The organism is Neobacillus sp. DZ-9, assembly GCF_059587065.1.
The window spans coordinates 213,601-229,453 of record NZ_JCAIOL010000002.1; the positions used below are offsets into that span (position 1 = coordinate 213,601).

A 15,853-nucleotide genomic window follows, 5' to 3' on the forward strand; every position below is an offset into this window, starting at 1 on the left:
TGTAATTAGCATCGCGTTTTTATATTCTTTTGCGCGTTATACTTGAATACATAAAATTCTTTAAATATAATATATTTAGAAAATTTTTACGATTAAAATGAATGAGTATTCATTCAATAAAGGGGGAGAATTATGAATCTATCATCACAGTTTTATCAAACAGCTAAGGCCTATGCGAATAAACCAGCCTATTATTTCATGGGCCAGTCCAGTACCTATGCCGAATTGGATGGTGCGATTACGAAGTTTGCATCAGGGTTAGAAAAATTGGGGGTCAAGCAAGGGGATCATATTGCCTTACTGTTGGGGAATTCTCCGCATTTTGTCATCAGCTTATACGGGGCATTACGACTGGGGGCAACGGTTATTCCCGTTAATCCAATCTATACAGCGGAGGAAATTGGCTATATCTTAAATAATGGCGATGTTAAAGCAGTTGTAGCCCTTGACTTAGCGATTCCTTTGGTAGAAAAAGTGCATACTTTGCTGCCAAAAATTGAACATTACGTATTTTGTGAAACGAAGCCAAATGGTATGGTTCAATCAGAAATGGAAAATCTATCGGTTTTCTCAAAATTGAAATCGTTTACAGATGTATTGGCGCTCGGTGATTTAAGCTTTAATGGACCTGAGCTGAATAACGATGATATAGCCATCATCCTTTATACTTCAGGAACAACAGGGAAACCAAAGGGAGCCATGCTGACCCATAAGAATTTATATAGCAATGCTAAGGATGTTGGGGAATATTTAAAAATGAACAACAATGACCGGGTTATCACAACTCTGCCAATGTTCCATGTTTTTTGCTTAACCGTAGCCCTGAATGCACCATTATTGAGCGGAGCAACACTGTTGATTGCCCCAAGGTTCAGCCCTAAGGATATCTTTGTGCTTGCAAAAGAATATAAAGCCACTGTTTTTGCAGGCGTGCCAACCATGTATAATTTCCTTTATCAATTTCCCGAGGGGAGTCCAGAAGATTTAAAAACATTACGTTTATGCATTTCTGGTGGTGCATCCCTTCCAGTTGCCCTTTTAAAGAATTTTGAGCAGAAATTTAATGTTTTAGTTTCTGAAGGATACGGTTTATCTGAGGCATCCCCGGTAACATGCTTTAACCCACTGGATCGTCCGCGGAAGCCTGGTTCGATTGGAACTACTATTTTTAATGTAGAAAACAAAGTGGTGAACGAGCTGGGTGAAGAAGTGCCTTTTGGAGAGGCTGGGGAGTTAATCGTTCGTGGACCAAATGTGATGAAAGGCTATTATAAAATGCCCGAGGAAACAGCAGCTACAATTAAGGCTGGATGGCTTTATACTGGCGATATAGCTAGAAGGGATGAAGATGGCTATTTTTATATTGTCGATCGAAAAAAAGATTTAATTATCGTTGGCGGATATAATGTTTATCCGCGTGAGGTGGAGGAAGTCATCTACAATCTCGAAGATGTAGTAGAAGTGGCGGTTCTTGGTGTTCCTGATCCTAATCAAGGAGAAACCGTAAAAGCTTTTGTTGTTAGTAAAAATCCGGAGCAGACACCAGAACGATTACTTAAGTATTGTAAAGAACACCTGGCTAAATATAAAGTTCCATCATCAATTGAATTTTTAGATGAGCTTCCAAAGAATACGACCGGAAAAATATTAAGACGTGCATTAAAAACACAACTAACGGAAACGGCAAAATAATATTTTTTAACACTGTTGATTTACGCTCCAGGCCAAACGGCTCGCGCCTGGAGCGTAAATCACATTATTTTTTTAAATAAAGGCAGGCTTTTGGCTTGCCTTTTCCGAATTTCTAAAGAGGATTAAAAAGGGGTGGAAATCATGGAGCAAATTTTAGTGAATTTAGAGGATCATATTGCAGTTGTTACGATTAATCGTGCAGAATCACTAAATGCTTTTAATTATGAAACTTTACTTGAGCTGCAAAGGAAGGTAGAAGACATTCGTATCAATCCAGAAATCCGCGCTGTTATTTTTAGTGGAGCGGGTGAAAAAGCCTTTAGTGTGGGGGCTGATTTAAAAGAGCGAAAAAACCTTACCGATGAACAGGTGAAACGAAATTTATTCAAAATTAATGAGGTATTTAATGCTATTGATCAATTGCCGCAGCCGACAGTAGCTGCTATTAACGGCTTTGCCTTTGGCGGCGGAATGGAACTCGCCCTTGCTTGCGATTTTCGCATTGCTGCAAGTGTTGCAGTAATGGGATTAACTGAGACCAGTCTTGCGATTATACCCGGTGCAGGAGGGACTCAGCGCCTGCCAAGATTAATCGGCCAAGCCAAAGCGTTAGAGCTTATCTTAACCGCACGCAGGCTTACTGCTGACGAGGCGTTTAGTTACGGGATATTGACAAAGGTTGTTGATCGTAACCAGCTCCTCTCAGAAGGTATCGCTTTTTGTTCCGGGCTGCTTGCAAATGGCCCAGTTGCTTTACAACAAGCGAAATTTGCTATCAAAAATGGTATGAATACTGATTTAAGCACAGGTCTGCAAATCGAGCGAAAAGCCTATGAGGTAACGCTTCCTACTGAAGACCGGATTGAAGCTTTGCAGGCCTTCGCTGAGAAAAGAAAACCAGTATTTAAAGGCAAATAAACATACATGGCTGCGCTTGGTTCTATCACAGTTCTCGCCCTATATTCTTATCTATTGTAGCCAGTCTTCTGCTGGCTTTTTTTAATGTCCAGTTCTAAATCAGCGATTTTTATCTACACTATGTATAGAGAGGTTGTACACAAAGGGGGACAAAATCATGGTCAGAAAAATGGGGTTCTATGCGGTTTTGGCCTTTTGCCTATATGGGTTGTTTTTTTATTGGTATTTATTCCATCTTGCCGACCCAAAGCTGCCATTTGAATATCAAGGAACTAAAGCGGATCCTGCAACTTTTTTAAATGGCAGAGAGCTCATGTTGAGTGAGGAGTATTCAAAAATAAGAAATTTATTATTTTTCCTATCAACGCCATTTGAATGGATATTCTATTTTCTAATTTTATTATTTGGTTTTTCTAAGGCCTTTAAGCGGTGGGCAGAAAACTCTGCAAAGTACAAATTCTTGCAAACTCCCATCTATTTGATTTGGTTATCATTTTTTGCCTTCTTGGCCACTTTACCTTTGACTTATATAAGTTATTCTTTATCCAAAACCTATCATATTTCTACCCAGACCTTCCCATCATGGATGAAGGATGAGCTCATTGACTTTTGGCTTAATTACGGAACATGGTTGATTATTGTGCCGATCTTATACTGGCTCATGAAAAAAAGCCAAAAGCGCTGGTGGCTATATGGCTGGCTGTTATCCATACCTTTTACCTTATTTATGATGTTCCTGCAGCCGGTTGTCATTGACCCGCTTTACAATGATTTTTATCCTTTAAAAAATAAAGAATTAGAAACGAAAATATTAGCACTCGCAGATAAGGCTCACATTCCTGCCCAACATGTGTTTGAAGTGAATATGGCGGATAAAACGAACTCATTAAATGCCTATGTTACCGGGATTGGCTCAAACGCCAGGATTGTTCTCTGGGATACGACTCTAAATAAGCTGACAGACGACCAAATCTTATTTATAATGGCACATGAAATGTGTCATTATGTTGAAAAGCATATTTATTGGGGGATAGCAGGGTACTTATTAATTTCACTATTGGGTTTATATCTGACCTATAGATTTATGAATTGGATAGTTAAACGCTGGGGAAAAGAATTGAAAATCTCAGATGTCAGAGATATAAGATCTCTCCCGTTATTTTTTATGATCATTTCCATGCTGTTATTTGCAGCAAGTCCGCTGACAAATTTGGCTTCACGGTATCAGGAAACACGGGCAGATCGGTATGCTATTGAGATGACCCAAAACCCTGAAGCTGCCATTACTTCCTTTCAGGAATTGACCCGATCAGGTTTAAGCCAAGTAAGACCTCCGTTCTTGGTGAAAATTTTTAGATATACCCATCCTTCCATGCTTGACCGGATTTCAATGCTGGAAGAATATCAAATAAAGCATGAACAGTAACAGGGTAAAATACAGGCTGATGACGAACACTTTGTCATCAGCCTATTTATGATAATTTAGGCAAATAATAGATATTTTCACTAGACAAGCATTTTAATCCTTTCATCTAATATAGAAACGGAATGAAAGGGGGTACTACAGTGAATAATCAACCAGACATTGTTTTCATTATTTGGGAAAGAAACGCTAATGACAGAAGATCCCCTCGCAGAATTGTCCAAGCAACTGTTATCGGTAGTGCTAATCCATGTCGGAATCTTTTAGAACGTAACGATCGTTTTTCACGTGCTCAAAGCTGCTTATTAGAAAACGCCTTTGTAAGAGAATTCCAAGAAGTAGTTGGAAACTTCGGGGTTTCCATATTTGTTCGTAGATCGTAAAAGGTTATAAAATAAAAAAAGTGCCAGCCTGTCACGTTTAGCTGAGAGGCTGGCAATTTTTTTAACCCGAAAGGCTTAAGTTCCAAATCGTTTGTTAATTTCTTTAAGCTGTCCTGAAAGATGGAGGAATGACTTTTTGTCCCGATGATCAATTGCAAAGTCGATCTTTCGTAATAATTTTTCCTTTTCAACTGTTAGCTGGATTTCTGATAAGAGCATATCAATGTATAAATCCTGGACGAAATTTTCCTTCAGCCGATTTCGTTTCATGGCACCAAGTTTCATTAATTCCGTGTATGATTTTTCACTCATGAAAATCACCTCTGATGCTTTTTTTAATTATATGGGTTTTTTTGAATAATATCATTAAATTATTTTAATTTTCAGAAACATTTTTACTTGACACATCAATTGTGAATAATTAATAACAATTCAGAAAAGTAGAGGAATTGGAAAAATAAAAATGATAAGATATGGTGGAATTAGGAGTATGAAAAGGAGTGGAATGGATTGAAAGAGCAGAAAATTGATGAATATGAGATTAATTCATGCACCATGTTTTTGAAGCCTGTCGTTTATGGAAGTAAAATTTATTCCCAGATTTATGAAGTTGAGGATCGTTTCCTGTCTCCGTTTAAACCATTGGATATAATAAAAAATAGCTGTGATTACTTTGGCGTCGATTACGAAAGCCGGAAAAGGGGAACGCGAAAATTAACTGGTTATAATCGCAAAAACCCAATTGCCATTGAACCGGCAAATCACATTTTCTTTTTCCCAACTGCCTCACCTAGCAACCCTGAATGTATTTGGCTCTCACAAGAGCATATTAATGACTACCGTCGAGCAGGGGCAAACCAAACGATGATAACTTTCCATAATAAACAATCTTATCTTTTTCCTGTTTCATCCTCTACAATTGAAACTCAATTATTAAGAACGGCATTATTAAAATCAACTATTTTACAAAGAATTGACCATAAGGGGAGAAAGTTAACTTACTTACTGCACGTTCCGAAGACGTTACAAGCCTCAGAAAGTACCCATGAATATGCTGGTGAATTCTCGAAGGGCGAGGAGTAAACCGGTTAATATTATCCTCTAACGGGACAGGTGTTTTTTTAATAAATATAGCTCCATTAATTCTTGAACTTTATTGCGAATTCTAGGATTAAAATAATTATGGTTTTCTTCATATCCTTTATAAATAAACATGAACATTGTAAAGGCATCGTCCCGTTTTGTTTCAATTACCTGAAGTTTGTTCTTTTTCATATATTGTTTTACCTCAGAGAGTTCCCTCTGGATTTCTTTCATTGTTTCCTCAATTAAATTCAAATAAGGTTTTTTTAATTTGAAGGGGCTTTTTTCCACAACTTCTAGGTCCCGATTTAAGACGATTAAAACCATCGGTAAATAGATGGCTTTTTCCATGATGTCGCGATCATTCTCTGGAATCCTGGTCATTTACCACCGCACCTTTCTACCTATAGAGAACAAATGTTCTTGTTTTATTTTACATAAAAGCTTCATTAAAAGCAATACTGCATTCCTTTTTAGAAAACTCGCTTAAAAGCGAGTTTTTTTATTGCAAATTTTCTCATTTTCGTGAGAAAGTTTTTATTAATAGAAGGATATCTGATAGGGGAAAATGAATTAAAGAAGAAACCTTGAAAAAGAAAATAAAACTTTAGATAGATGAACAGAAAATACATGGACGAGATAGGTGATTACAGTGAGGTCTGAAAAACATCAAAAAAAGAAAAAGAGAAGATGGACGTCCATTTTGCTTATATTCTTATTATTAATTGGCGGTGTGGCAGGATATGCTTATTATCAATTTGAGCAAGGAGTTAATCAATCTTTAAAAAAAATAAATAAAGACCAGAAGGAAACGAAGGTTGTTTATACATTTGAAGGCAAGAAGGATCAGTATGGCGACACCAATATCTTATTGCTTGGAAGTGATGCACGGGGAAAAGAAAAAGCCAGGGCAGATACGATTATGATTGCTCATTATAACGAAGATAAAGGTACCTTTAAGCTTACCTCGATTATGCGTGACAGTTATGTGGAGATTCCGGACCATGGAAAGCATAAAATAAATTCTGCCTTTGCCCGTGGAGGTCCTGAATTAATGAGACAAACAATCAAACAAAATTTTGATATTGACTTGCAATATTATGCGATTGTTGATTTTCAAGGCTTTGTGCAGCTCATTGATGAAGCTTTCCCTAATGGGGTAGAAATTGATGTAGAGAAAAAAATGGAGAAGAATATTTACATGACCTTAGAGCCTGGTCTACAACGATTAAATGGCACACAGATGCTGGGGTATGTTCGTTTTCGCCATGATGCCATGGGGGATTTTGGGCGAGTAGAGCGGCAGCAAAAAGCAGTAAAAGCAATTAGAGACCAACTAAGCGGATTCCAAACCATTACAAAACTCCCAAAATTAGTTGGAGTCGTTGCTCCGTATGTTAATACAAATATGAAAACTTCGGACATGATTTTTATGGCAAAAGATTTCTTTTCCGATAAAAGAGGAAATGTAGAGACATTAAGAATTCCTGTCGAAAATAGTTTTACGGAACCACGTATAGAGGGAGAGGGAGCGGTATTAGATATTGATGTCGAAAAAAATAAAGAAGCGCTTCAACAATTTATTACAAAATAAGCCCTAAAAGACTATCTTAAATAATACACAACAAGAATAAGGAGAAGCGGATGGATTTCGAATCGATTAGAGCATGGTTTACCATTGAGAATTTGATGAATCTTATCCAGGAATACCGAGCCCTTGGTCCCATTCCTGTCATTTTGCTTATTGTTATTGAAGCCTTTTTGCCGTTTCTCCCTCTATTTTTGTTTGTAATGGCTAATGCCAGTGCTTTTGGGCTTTGGCTGGGTTTTTTATATTCTTGGCTTGGTGCTTGCATTGGCGCATTACTGGTATTTTCTTTAATCCGAAGATATGGGCAAAAAAGGCTATTATCTTTTTTACCTAATCACCCGAAGGTTCGTAAATTGATGGACTGGGTTGACAGGCATGGCTTCGGTCCTCTCTTCATATTACTATGTTTTCCCTTTACACCCTCGGCTGTCGTGAATATTGTCGCCGGACTTTCGAAAATCAGCATTGCTCAATACATGCTTGCGGTATGTATTGGAAAACTGGTGATGATATTCACTCTAAGCTTTGTGGGTTATGACATTCATTCCTTGATAACTCAGCCGTATCGATCGGTTATTGTATTAATTGTTATTTTCATCCTGTGGTATGTAGGTAAACGAATCGAGATTAGATTGAATAAACCTTTAGAAAATGTCCATACTGGTGAAATAGATAGAATGAAAGAACAGGAGAAACGGAGGAGGAATGTCGGTGAAGATTGAATGGAAACAAGAAGGAATGGAATGGGTGAAGGCTTTTGCCATTGGAATCATCATTTTTGCTTTTATTCGAACTTTTTTCTTTTCAAATTATGTAGTCGAAGGCGAGTCTATGATGCCAACTCTTCAGGACGGTAATAAGCTGGTAGTGAACAAGCTTGGATACCAAGTCGGAGAATTACATCGTTTTGACGTGATTGTTTTTCACGCAAATGAAAAAGAAGATTTTGTGAAACGAATTATTGGATTGCCAGGCGATAAAATTGAATACCGTGATGATACCCTATACATTAACGGGCATAAGTATGATGAGTCATTTTTGAATGTGTATAAACAAAAATCACCCGGTGTGAAAATAACAGGCGATTTCAATTTAAAAGAAATTACCGGTGTAGAATCGGTGCCTAACGGAAAATTATTTGTACTAGGGGACAACCGATTAGGCAGCTGGGACAGCCGACATTTTGGTTTTATTTCTGCACATCAGGTTGTCGGTAAGGTGGATCTCCGCTACTGGCCGTTAAACGAAATGGACGTGCATTTTTAAGTAAATATTAATCGAATAACTTGGTTGATTAGAGAGGAAAGCTAGCGCCTGGAGCGGAAATCAACAGATAAATATATTAAGAAAGAAAACACGATTTTGCAATCGTGTTTTTTTATTACCAATTTTGGTATGAATCTGTCTGCAGCAAACCAAACGTTTGTACTCATATTATGTTAGAATGGAAGATACAGAGTTTTTGAAGGGATAGGGAAGGAGAGGTTAATACATGTCATTAAGAATGGTAATTGGGCGATCAGGAAGCGGAAAAACGACGATGTTTTTTGACGAAATTCATAATCAACTATTGGAAGACCCGAAGGGGAATCCCATTATTTATATTGTCCCAGAACAGATGACCTTTTTGTCTGAATACCGTTTGGCCGTTAATCCAGAGATTAGCGGAATGATCCGGGCCCAGGTGTTTAGTTTTTCCCGCTTGGCATGGCGCATACTCCAAGAGACCGGCGGAATAAGCCGGGTTCATCTAAGTAGTGTCGGGATGAGTATGCTAATCCGGAAAATAATTGAAGAACAAAAGGATCAATTAAGATTGTTCCACCGGGCTGCAGATAAGAGTGGCTTTGTCCAGCAGTTAGAACAAATGATTACAGAATTTAAGCGTTATTGTATTCGGCCAGAAGAGCTTATTCAAGATTCACTAAAGTCCGAAGGGTCCTCAAAAGCCCTGCAGGATAAGTTGAATGATTTAGAGCTTATTTATCATAAATTTGAGGACGAGGTTTTTGGAAAGTACATTGATTCGGAAGATTATTTTCGACTTCTTGCTGAGAAAGTACAAGCCTCAGATTATCTAAAAGAGGCTGAAATCTATATTGACGGCTTTTATAACTTTTCACCACAGGAATATCAGGTTATTCAGGAATTAATGAAGCATTGTAATCGCGTTTCGGTCGCCTTGACAACCGATCGGATATTGTTGGATTCTGTGCCGGACGAATTGGAATTGTTCCGTTTATCTAGTGATGCCTGCTTTTCCATTTATGAAATAGCAAAAGCCAGCAGAATCGAAATCGAACGACCTATCGTCCTAAAGGAGCAAAAAAAATGGCAAATGAAGTCATTAGCTCATTTAGAGGAAAAATTTGATGTCCGACCAGCGGAAGCTTTTCATGGGGAACCAACGATTACGATTTTTCAGGCAGTAAATCGACGCGCTGAAATAGAGGGAATTGCAAGAGAAATTCGCCAATTAGTTCGAACAAAGGGCTACCGCTATCGAGATATTGCGGTATTAATAAGAAATGGTGCAGATTATCATGAGACAGTTGAACCCGTTTTCGCTGATTATCAGATTCCTTATTTTATCGACCAAAAAAGGACGATGCTAAACCACCCTCTAGTTGAACTCATTCGTTCAAGCCTTGAAGTCATTAATTCTTTTTGGCGCTACGAGTCTGTTTTCAGGGTAATAAAAACCGAATTAATCTACCCTTTGCAGGATAATCCCGCAAAAATGCGAGAGAAGCTTGATAAATTGGAAAACTATGTATTAGCTTATGGAATAAACGGCAGTAAGTGGACGAAAAAGGATCGATGGAGTTATCGGCGAATTAGAGCTTTGGAAATGGAAACGAATGTTCAAACAAATGCAGAAAAAGAAATGGAGCAGGAATTAAATGAGTTAAAACTTATGATAACTGCTCCAATACTGCGCCTTACCCGCCGTTTGAAAAAAGCAGATACAGGAAGAAAGCTATGTGAAGCCGTTTATTTATTTTTAGAGGAGTTAGATATTCCTGCGAAGCTGGAAAACTGGAAAATAGCAGCTGAAGAGCAAGGGAATTTAGTTAGAGCAAGAGAACACGAACAGGTATGGAATTCTGTAATTGATTTACTTGACCAATATGTTGAAATATTGGGAGAAGAGCCTGTTTCTTTAAAAGCGTTTGCTTCCATTTTAGAAACGGGTTTTGAATCGATGCGTTTTTCTCTAATTCCACCTGCACTCGACCAAGTAATAATTGGAGATTTGGAGAAATCACGCCTGACTGAAATCAAGGTGGCTTTTGTAGTGGGTGTTAATGAAGGCGTCTTACCTGGTAAAATTTCTGCTGATGGAATTTTAGCAGACGAAGATAGAGAAATGCTATTTAACGCAGGAATTAAGGTGGCTCCTAGCAGCCGGACACGGCTGCTGGATGAGAACTTCTTAGCTTATAAAGCTTTTACAGCACCCTCCGAAATTCTATACATTAGCTATCCATTAGCAAATGATGAAGGAAAAGCTTTGCTTCCCTCTTCGTATATTAAAAGAATAAAAGATATGTTTCCTGACGTCCGAGAGGATTTCTATGTTACAGACCCTGCTGAATTAATGGTAGAAGGGCAATTAGGCTTTGTATCTAATGTAACAACTGCCTTATCCTATCTTAATTCCCAGCTGCAATTGAACAAACGTCATTATCCGATTTCTGATTTATGGTGGGATGTTTATAACTTTTACATGACGAGCAAGTGGAAGGGACAGGCTTTTAAAGTATTCTCAAGTCTTTTTTACGCCAATCAGACTGTGAAACTTTCGAAAGAAGTAGCCGATGAACTTTATGGTGAAGCAATTCAGGCAAGTGTTTCCAGAATGGAACTTTATAATGGTTGTGCTTTCTCACATTTCGCCCAGCATGGACTAAAACTTCGTGAGCGGCAGGTATTCCGTTTAGAGGCACCAGACATTGGGGAATTATTTCATGCTGCTTTAAAGCAGATTGCGGATATCGTCAATGAACAAAATTTAACATGGGCGCAGTTAACGCGTCAGCAATGTGAGGAACTTTCAAAAGAAGCAGTTAAGACATTGGCACCTAAGCTTCAAAATGAAATCCTTCTCAGCTCGGAGCGCCATCTTTATATCAAGCGAAAATTGGAGCAAATTATTACTCGTGCCTCTCTTGTTTTAAGCGAGCATGCAAAGGTGAGTGGATTCTCGCCAATCGGTTTGGAATTAGCTTTTGGTCCGAATGGCAAGCTGCCACCGTTGTCCTTCACTTTGAAAAATGGAAAAAAGATGGAGTTAGCAGGTAGGATTGACCGAGTTGACCAATCGAAAGGTGAAGATGACCAGGTATTTTTACGAGTGATTGATTACAAATCCAGCGAAAAGGATGTCAATTTAACGGAAGTGTATTATGGTCTTGCCCTGCAAATGTTAACCTATCTTGATATTGTTATGACTCATTCAAAAGAGTTGGTAGAGATGCAAGCAAGTCCCGCTGGAGTTCTCTATTTTCATGTTCATAATCCATTCATTTATACTACCAAAATGCTGACAATTGATGAAATTGAAAATCAAATCATGAAAAAATTTAAAATGAATGGGTTAATGCTAAGTGATCAAAATGTCATCCGCATGATGGACCAATCCCTTGAATCCGGCGACTCGCAAATAATTGCTGCTGGCATTAAGAAGGACGGCAATTTGTCCAAAAAATCTAAGGTTGCCAGTTTAAATGAATTCAACAATCTCAAAAACCATATCCGTAAGTTATATCAAAAAACAGGAAATGCCATTATCGATGGCGAGATTGGCATCACACCATACAAACTGAAGGATAAAACACCTTGTACATTTTGCGTCTATAAATCAGTATGTCAATTTGATGAATCGATTGAAAACAATCAATACAGGATTCTAACACCATATTCGAAGGAAGAGGTATTGGGGTTAATACGGAAGGAGGCTGATTCAAATGAGTAATTTTATTATACCGCCAAAACCGGAAAACGTGACATGGACTGATGATCAGTGGAAAGCAATAATGGCGAGAGATAAAGATATTCTTGTCGCCGCAGCGGCAGGGTCAGGAAAAACTGCTGTTTTAGTCGAGAGAATCATTCGAAAAATTCTTTCGGAAGACAATCCAATTGATGTTGATGAATTATTAGTCGTGACATTTACCAATGCTTCTGCAGCTGAGATGCGACACCGGATTGGCGAAGCATTAGAAAGAGCACTCGATGCAGATGCAAGCTCCCGCCACTTAAGAAAACAGCTTAGTTTGCTGAATAAAGCATCCATTTCAACACTTCATTCTTTTTGCATGGAGGTAATCCGGAAATATTATTATTTAATCGATGTTGACCCAGGATTTAGAATCGCGGATGAAACTGAAGCGCAATTAATCAGGGATGAAGTAATGGACGAGTTGTTTGAAGAAGAATATGGAAAAGGGGAGAATGAGGTATTTTTTAAATTGGTCGATTCATTCACGAATGATCGGAGTGATTCGGCATTAATGGATATTGTTCGGTCCATTTATGATTTTGCCCGGTCCAATCCTCTCCCTGATGAATATTTACATGGGATTGTTTCTATGTATGATGTAGGCGGGATTACCAATATTGAAGAACTTCCTTTTACCCATGCGCTCCTTTTTGATATTGAATTACAGTTAGAGGCAGCCAAGGAAATGATTAAAAAGGGATTGGAACTAACAAAGCTGCCAGGAGGTCCCTCCCCGAGGGCGGAAAATTTTATTGATGATTTACAGGTCATTGATACCCTTATTTTAGCTAAACAAGATTCATGGGCAGTTCTATATCAGGCAATGCAGAACTGGTCATTTTCTACTGCCAAAAGGCTGAAAAAAGGCGAATATGATGAAAGTATGACAGAAAAGGCACAAAAGCTAAGGGAAAAGGCAAAGAAGAAAATTCAAGATATTAAAGAAGAGCTCTTTTCCCGGAGGCCGGAAAGTTTTTTACATGATATGGAGGAAATGCTGCCTCTAATTGAAACACTTGTCCATCTCGTTAAAGAATTTTCCGTACGGTTTGAAAAAGCAAAAAAAGTGAAAGGTCTTGTGGATTATGCGGATTTGGAGCATTATTGCCTAGATATTTTAACTGGTCAAATTTCGCCAGAAGGAGAATTTTTCCCCTCAGAAGCAGCCCTCGCTTTTCGAAATCATTTTAAAGAGGTCTATTGTGACGAATATCAGGACACGAATATGGTGCAGGAAACGATTTTAAAGCTGGTAGCAAAGCCGGAGGAGGCAAACGGCAACCTATTTATGGTCGGGGATGTTAAGCAATCGATTTACCGATTTCGCTTAGCCGAGCCAAATCTGTTTTTAGGAAAATATAATCGTTTCCGCCTTGATGGTGACTCGACAGGTCTTAGAATCGATTTAGCCCAGAATTTCCGCAGCCGAAAAGAGGTCCTCGATGCCACCAATTATTTGTTTAAACAAATTATGGGTGTTAAGGTCGGGGAAATTGCTTATGACGAAGCTGCAGAATTGAAAAATGGTGCACCGTATCCCGAGGAAGTTCCCTATCCCGTAGAGGTTATGATGATTGACCAAACAGCAGAAACAACCGAATCGACTTCAGACGGCGAAGTTGAGTCCAATGATGTGGCGCCTGAATTTGATCAGGCAGATCTTGAACAGTCTCAGATGGAAGCGAGAGTAATCGCCGCCAAAATAAAGGAATTAGTTGCAGAAGGAGCACCAGTTTATAATACAAAAACGAAATCGGAACGGCCTATAATGTATCGGGATATCGTCATTCTCCTCCGTTCCATGACGTGGGCACCTCAGATTATGGAGGAATTCAAGCAACAAGGAATTCCAATTTACGCCAATTTATCCACTGGCTATTTTGAAGCTACCGAAGTGGCAATAATGCTTTCGCTGCTCCGGGTTATTGATAATCCTTACCAGGACATTCCTTTAGCGTCGGTACTGCGTTCGCCAATCGTTGGTATAAATGAAGAAGAGTTATCAAAGATTCGTATTCATCAGAAAAGGGGATCTTTTTGGGAAGCTGTTTCTGCTTTTTGCCGGAGTAGGGAAACTGAAAGTAATGAAGCTTTTTATGAAAAAGTGCGTCTGTTTTATGACTCCTTAAAAGTTTGGCGGGAATTAGCACGTCAAGGCTCGCTTTCCGAATTAATCTGGCAGCTTTATCGGGACACACAGTTTTATGATTTTGTCGGGGGCCTCCCCGGCGGAAAACAAAGGCAGGCGAATTTGCGGGCCTTTTATGATAGGGCGCGAGGTTATGAACAAACCTCCTTTCGCGGATTGTTCCGCTTTTTACGATTCGTAGAACGAATGATGGAAAGAGGGGATGACCTCGGAGCAGCAAGAGCACTTGGGGAGCAGGAGGATGTTGTGAGGATCATGACGATTCACAGCAGTAAAGGATTGGAATTTCCGATTGTTTTTATGGCTGGTATGGCGAGAAACTTTAATATGATGGATATACGAAAACCATATATGCTAGATAAGGAATTCGGATTTGCCGCAAAGTATGTCAATGCTGAAAAAAGAATTTCCTATCCGTCCCTGCCGCAAATTGCCTTTAAGCGAAAAAAGAAAATGGAAATGCTTGCAGAAGAAATGCGGGTGTTATATGTGGCCATGACAAGGGCGAAGGAGAAGCTTTACATGACAGCCACATTAAAGGAAGCGATAAAAAAGATTGAGCAATGGATAGACATGTCCTCGAATCAAGAATGGCTGTTAAATGATTATGAGCGCGCAAGCAGCACGAGTTATATTGACTGGATAGGGCCGGCGCTTATCCGTCATCAGAACAGCAAGATGTTAAACCCTGCTGCTGAGGCAAATGGGTTTATACCGGAGGAAATTACACATCATCCCTCCTGTTGGAAAATTTCCATCATGTCTGCGGAAGATATAAGAAAACAGGAAGTAACTTTGGAAATGGAAGAGGACCATTACTTAGAATTGGTTCAAAACGGAAATGTCGTTCCGGTAACATCTGCTTATTCAGAAGAAATTAATTCAAGACTGTCGTGGGAATATTTATACCCAAATGCGTCATCTCATCGCTCTAAGCAAACCGTCTCTGAAATGAAACGCCAGCGGGAGATTGCTGACGAGCAAAGTGGTACAGACCTTGTTCGCCGGATTAAAAAGCCAATTTTAAAACGGCCTAAATTTATGCAGGAAAAGTCATTGAGTCCTGCTGAGCGCGGTACTGCCATGCACATGGTGATGCAGCACGTGGATTTGACAAAGCCTATAACGAATGAGTCCGTTCACAATCAACTAGTCTGGATGGTTCAAAATGAATTATTAACGGAGGAGCAAGCGGGAATTATCGACACCAATTTAATTTGTCAATTTTTTAAAACAGAGTTGGGACAAAAATATTTTTCTGCTAAGTCTATATATAGAGAAATTCCGTTTACACTTTCACTGCCAGCACATGAAGTTTATTCAGATTGGAAGGACGAGAATGAATCAGTGTTTGTCCAAGGGATTATTGACTGCATCCTTGAAGATGAGCATGGTCTAATCTTAATTGACTATAAATCCGATGGAATTATTGACAGATATAAAGGCGGGTTTGACCAGGCTAAACCAATTCTTGAAAAAAGATACAGACTGCAAATTGACATTTATTCAAAAGCTATTGAGCAAATTTGGCGAAGAAAGGTTTCGCAGAGGTATTTATTTTTCTTCGACGGGGCTCATATTTTAAGACTTGATTAAAATACAAAAAATG

General features: G+C 38.9%; 12 protein-coding genes. 10 read left to right on the forward strand and 2 right to left on the reverse strand.

Annotation, left to right across the window (positions count from 1 at the left end):
- Positions 1–132 precede the first annotated feature (132 nt).
- The 4 genes from AC59HZ_RS05520 to AC59HZ_RS05535 all read left to right on the forward strand — a co-directional run bounded on the left by AC59HZ_RS05520 (position 133) and on the right by AC59HZ_RS05535 (position 4,416).
- The gene (locus AC59HZ_RS05520) at positions 133–1,692 is read left to right on the forward strand and encodes a fatty acid--CoA ligase family protein (protein ID WP_496544869.1); all 1,560 of its coding nucleotides are present in this window, start codon (positions 133–135) and stop codon (positions 1,690–1,692) included.
- A gap of 141 nt (positions 1,693–1,833) precedes the next feature.
- Positions 1,834–2,610, forward strand: coding sequence for an enoyl-CoA hydratase-related protein (locus AC59HZ_RS05525; RefSeq protein ID WP_496544870.1), 777 nt, complete (start codon positions 1,834–1,836; stop codon positions 2,608–2,610).
- A gap of 157 nt (positions 2,611–2,767) precedes the next feature.
- Entirely contained in the window at positions 2,768–4,036 is a 1,269-nt protein-coding gene (locus AC59HZ_RS05530) for a M48 family metallopeptidase (protein WP_496544871.1), read from the forward strand.
- A 122-nt stretch (positions 4,037–4,158) separates the two neighbouring features.
- The gene (locus AC59HZ_RS05535) at positions 4,159–4,416 is read left to right on the forward strand and encodes a hypothetical protein (protein WP_496544872.1); all 258 of its coding nucleotides are present in this window, start codon (positions 4,159–4,161) and stop codon (positions 4,414–4,416) included.
- Positions 4,417–4,491: 75 nt separating this feature from the next.
- On the opposite strand, the gene AC59HZ_RS05540 is transcribed toward AC59HZ_RS05535, so the two are convergent.
- Positions 4,492–4,728, reverse strand: a complete 237-nt coding sequence (locus AC59HZ_RS05540; protein WP_430065045.1) for an IDEAL domain-containing protein — start codon at positions 4,726–4,728, stop codon at positions 4,492–4,494.
- Between the two features lie 198 nt (positions 4,729–4,926).
- Between AC59HZ_RS05540 and AC59HZ_RS05545 the strand changes: the two genes are divergently transcribed.
- The gene (locus AC59HZ_RS05545) at positions 4,927–5,499 is read left to right on the forward strand and encodes a competence protein ComK (protein ID WP_496544873.1); all 573 of its coding nucleotides are present in this window, start codon (positions 4,927–4,929) and stop codon (positions 5,497–5,499) included.
- An 18-nt stretch (positions 5,500–5,517) separates the two neighbouring features.
- Here AC59HZ_RS05545 and AC59HZ_RS05550 read toward each other — a convergent pair whose 3' ends face one another.
- Positions 5,518–5,883, reverse strand: a complete 366-nt coding sequence (locus AC59HZ_RS05550; protein WP_496544874.1) for a YhjD family protein — start codon at positions 5,881–5,883, stop codon at positions 5,518–5,520.
- Between the two features lie 268 nt (positions 5,884–6,151).
- Here AC59HZ_RS05550 and AC59HZ_RS05555 point away from each other — a divergent pair, with 268 nt between their 5' ends.
- The 5 genes from AC59HZ_RS05555 (at position 6,152) to addA (ending at position 15,840) form a co-directional block, all read left to right on the forward strand.
- Entirely contained in the window at positions 6,152–7,093 is a 942-nt protein-coding gene (locus AC59HZ_RS05555) for an LCP family protein (protein ID WP_496544875.1), read from the forward strand.
- Between the two features lie 50 nt (positions 7,094–7,143).
- Positions 7,144–7,812, forward strand: coding sequence for a TVP38/TMEM64 family protein (locus AC59HZ_RS05560; RefSeq protein ID WP_496544876.1), 669 nt, complete (start codon positions 7,144–7,146; stop codon positions 7,810–7,812).
- Entirely contained in the window at positions 7,802–8,356 is a 555-nt protein-coding gene (lepB, locus tag AC59HZ_RS05565; RefSeq protein ID WP_496544877.1) for a signal peptidase I, read from the forward strand. Before AC59HZ_RS05560 ends, lepB begins: the two co-directional genes overlap by 11 nt.
- Before the next feature lie 226 nt (positions 8,357–8,582).
- Positions 8,583–12,068 (forward strand): helicase-exonuclease AddAB subunit AddB, encoded by a 3,486-nt coding sequence (gene addB, locus AC59HZ_RS05570; protein WP_496544878.1) that lies wholly within the window; start codon positions 8,583–8,585, stop codon positions 12,066–12,068.
- On the forward strand, positions 12,061–15,840 hold the full coding sequence (gene addA, locus AC59HZ_RS05575; RefSeq protein WP_496544879.1) for a helicase-exonuclease AddAB subunit AddA: 3,780 nt from the start codon (positions 12,061–12,063) through the stop codon (positions 15,838–15,840). The genes addB and addA overlap by 8 nt, the downstream gene beginning before the upstream one ends.
- Positions 15,841–15,853 lie beyond the last annotated feature (13 nt).

Excerpts from the sequence above, each read along its gene's own strand:
- AC59HZ_RS05520 (WP_496544869.1), top strand. The coding sequence starts at position 133 with ATGAATCTATCATCACAGTTTTATCAAACAGCTAAGGCCTATGCGAAT.
- AC59HZ_RS05525 (WP_496544870.1), top strand. The coding sequence starts at position 1,834 with ATGGAGCAAATTTTAGTGAATTTAGAGGATCATATTGCAGTTGTTACG.
- AC59HZ_RS05530 (WP_496544871.1), top strand. The coding sequence starts at position 2,768 with ATGGTCAGAAAAATGGGGTTCTATGCGGTTTTGGCCTTTTGCCTATAT.
- AC59HZ_RS05535 (WP_496544872.1), top strand. The coding sequence starts at position 4,159 with ATGAAAGGGGGTACTACAGTGAATAATCAACCAGACATTGTTTTCATT.
- AC59HZ_RS05540 (WP_430065045.1), bottom strand. The coding sequence starts at position 4,728 with ATGAGTGAAAAATCATACACGGAATTAATGAAACTTGGTGCCATGAAA.
- AC59HZ_RS05550 (WP_496544874.1), bottom strand. The coding sequence starts at position 5,883 with ATGACCAGGATTCCAGAGAATGATCGCGACATCATGGAAAAAGCCATC.
- AC59HZ_RS05560 (WP_496544876.1), top strand. The coding sequence starts at position 7,144 with ATGGATTTCGAATCGATTAGAGCATGGTTTACCATTGAGAATTTGATG.
- addB (WP_496544878.1), top strand. The coding sequence starts at position 8,583 with ATGTCATTAAGAATGGTAATTGGGCGATCAGGAAGCGGAAAAACGACG.
- addA (WP_496544879.1), top strand. The coding sequence starts at position 12,061 with ATGAGTAATTTTATTATACCGCCAAAACCGGAAAACGTGACATGGACT.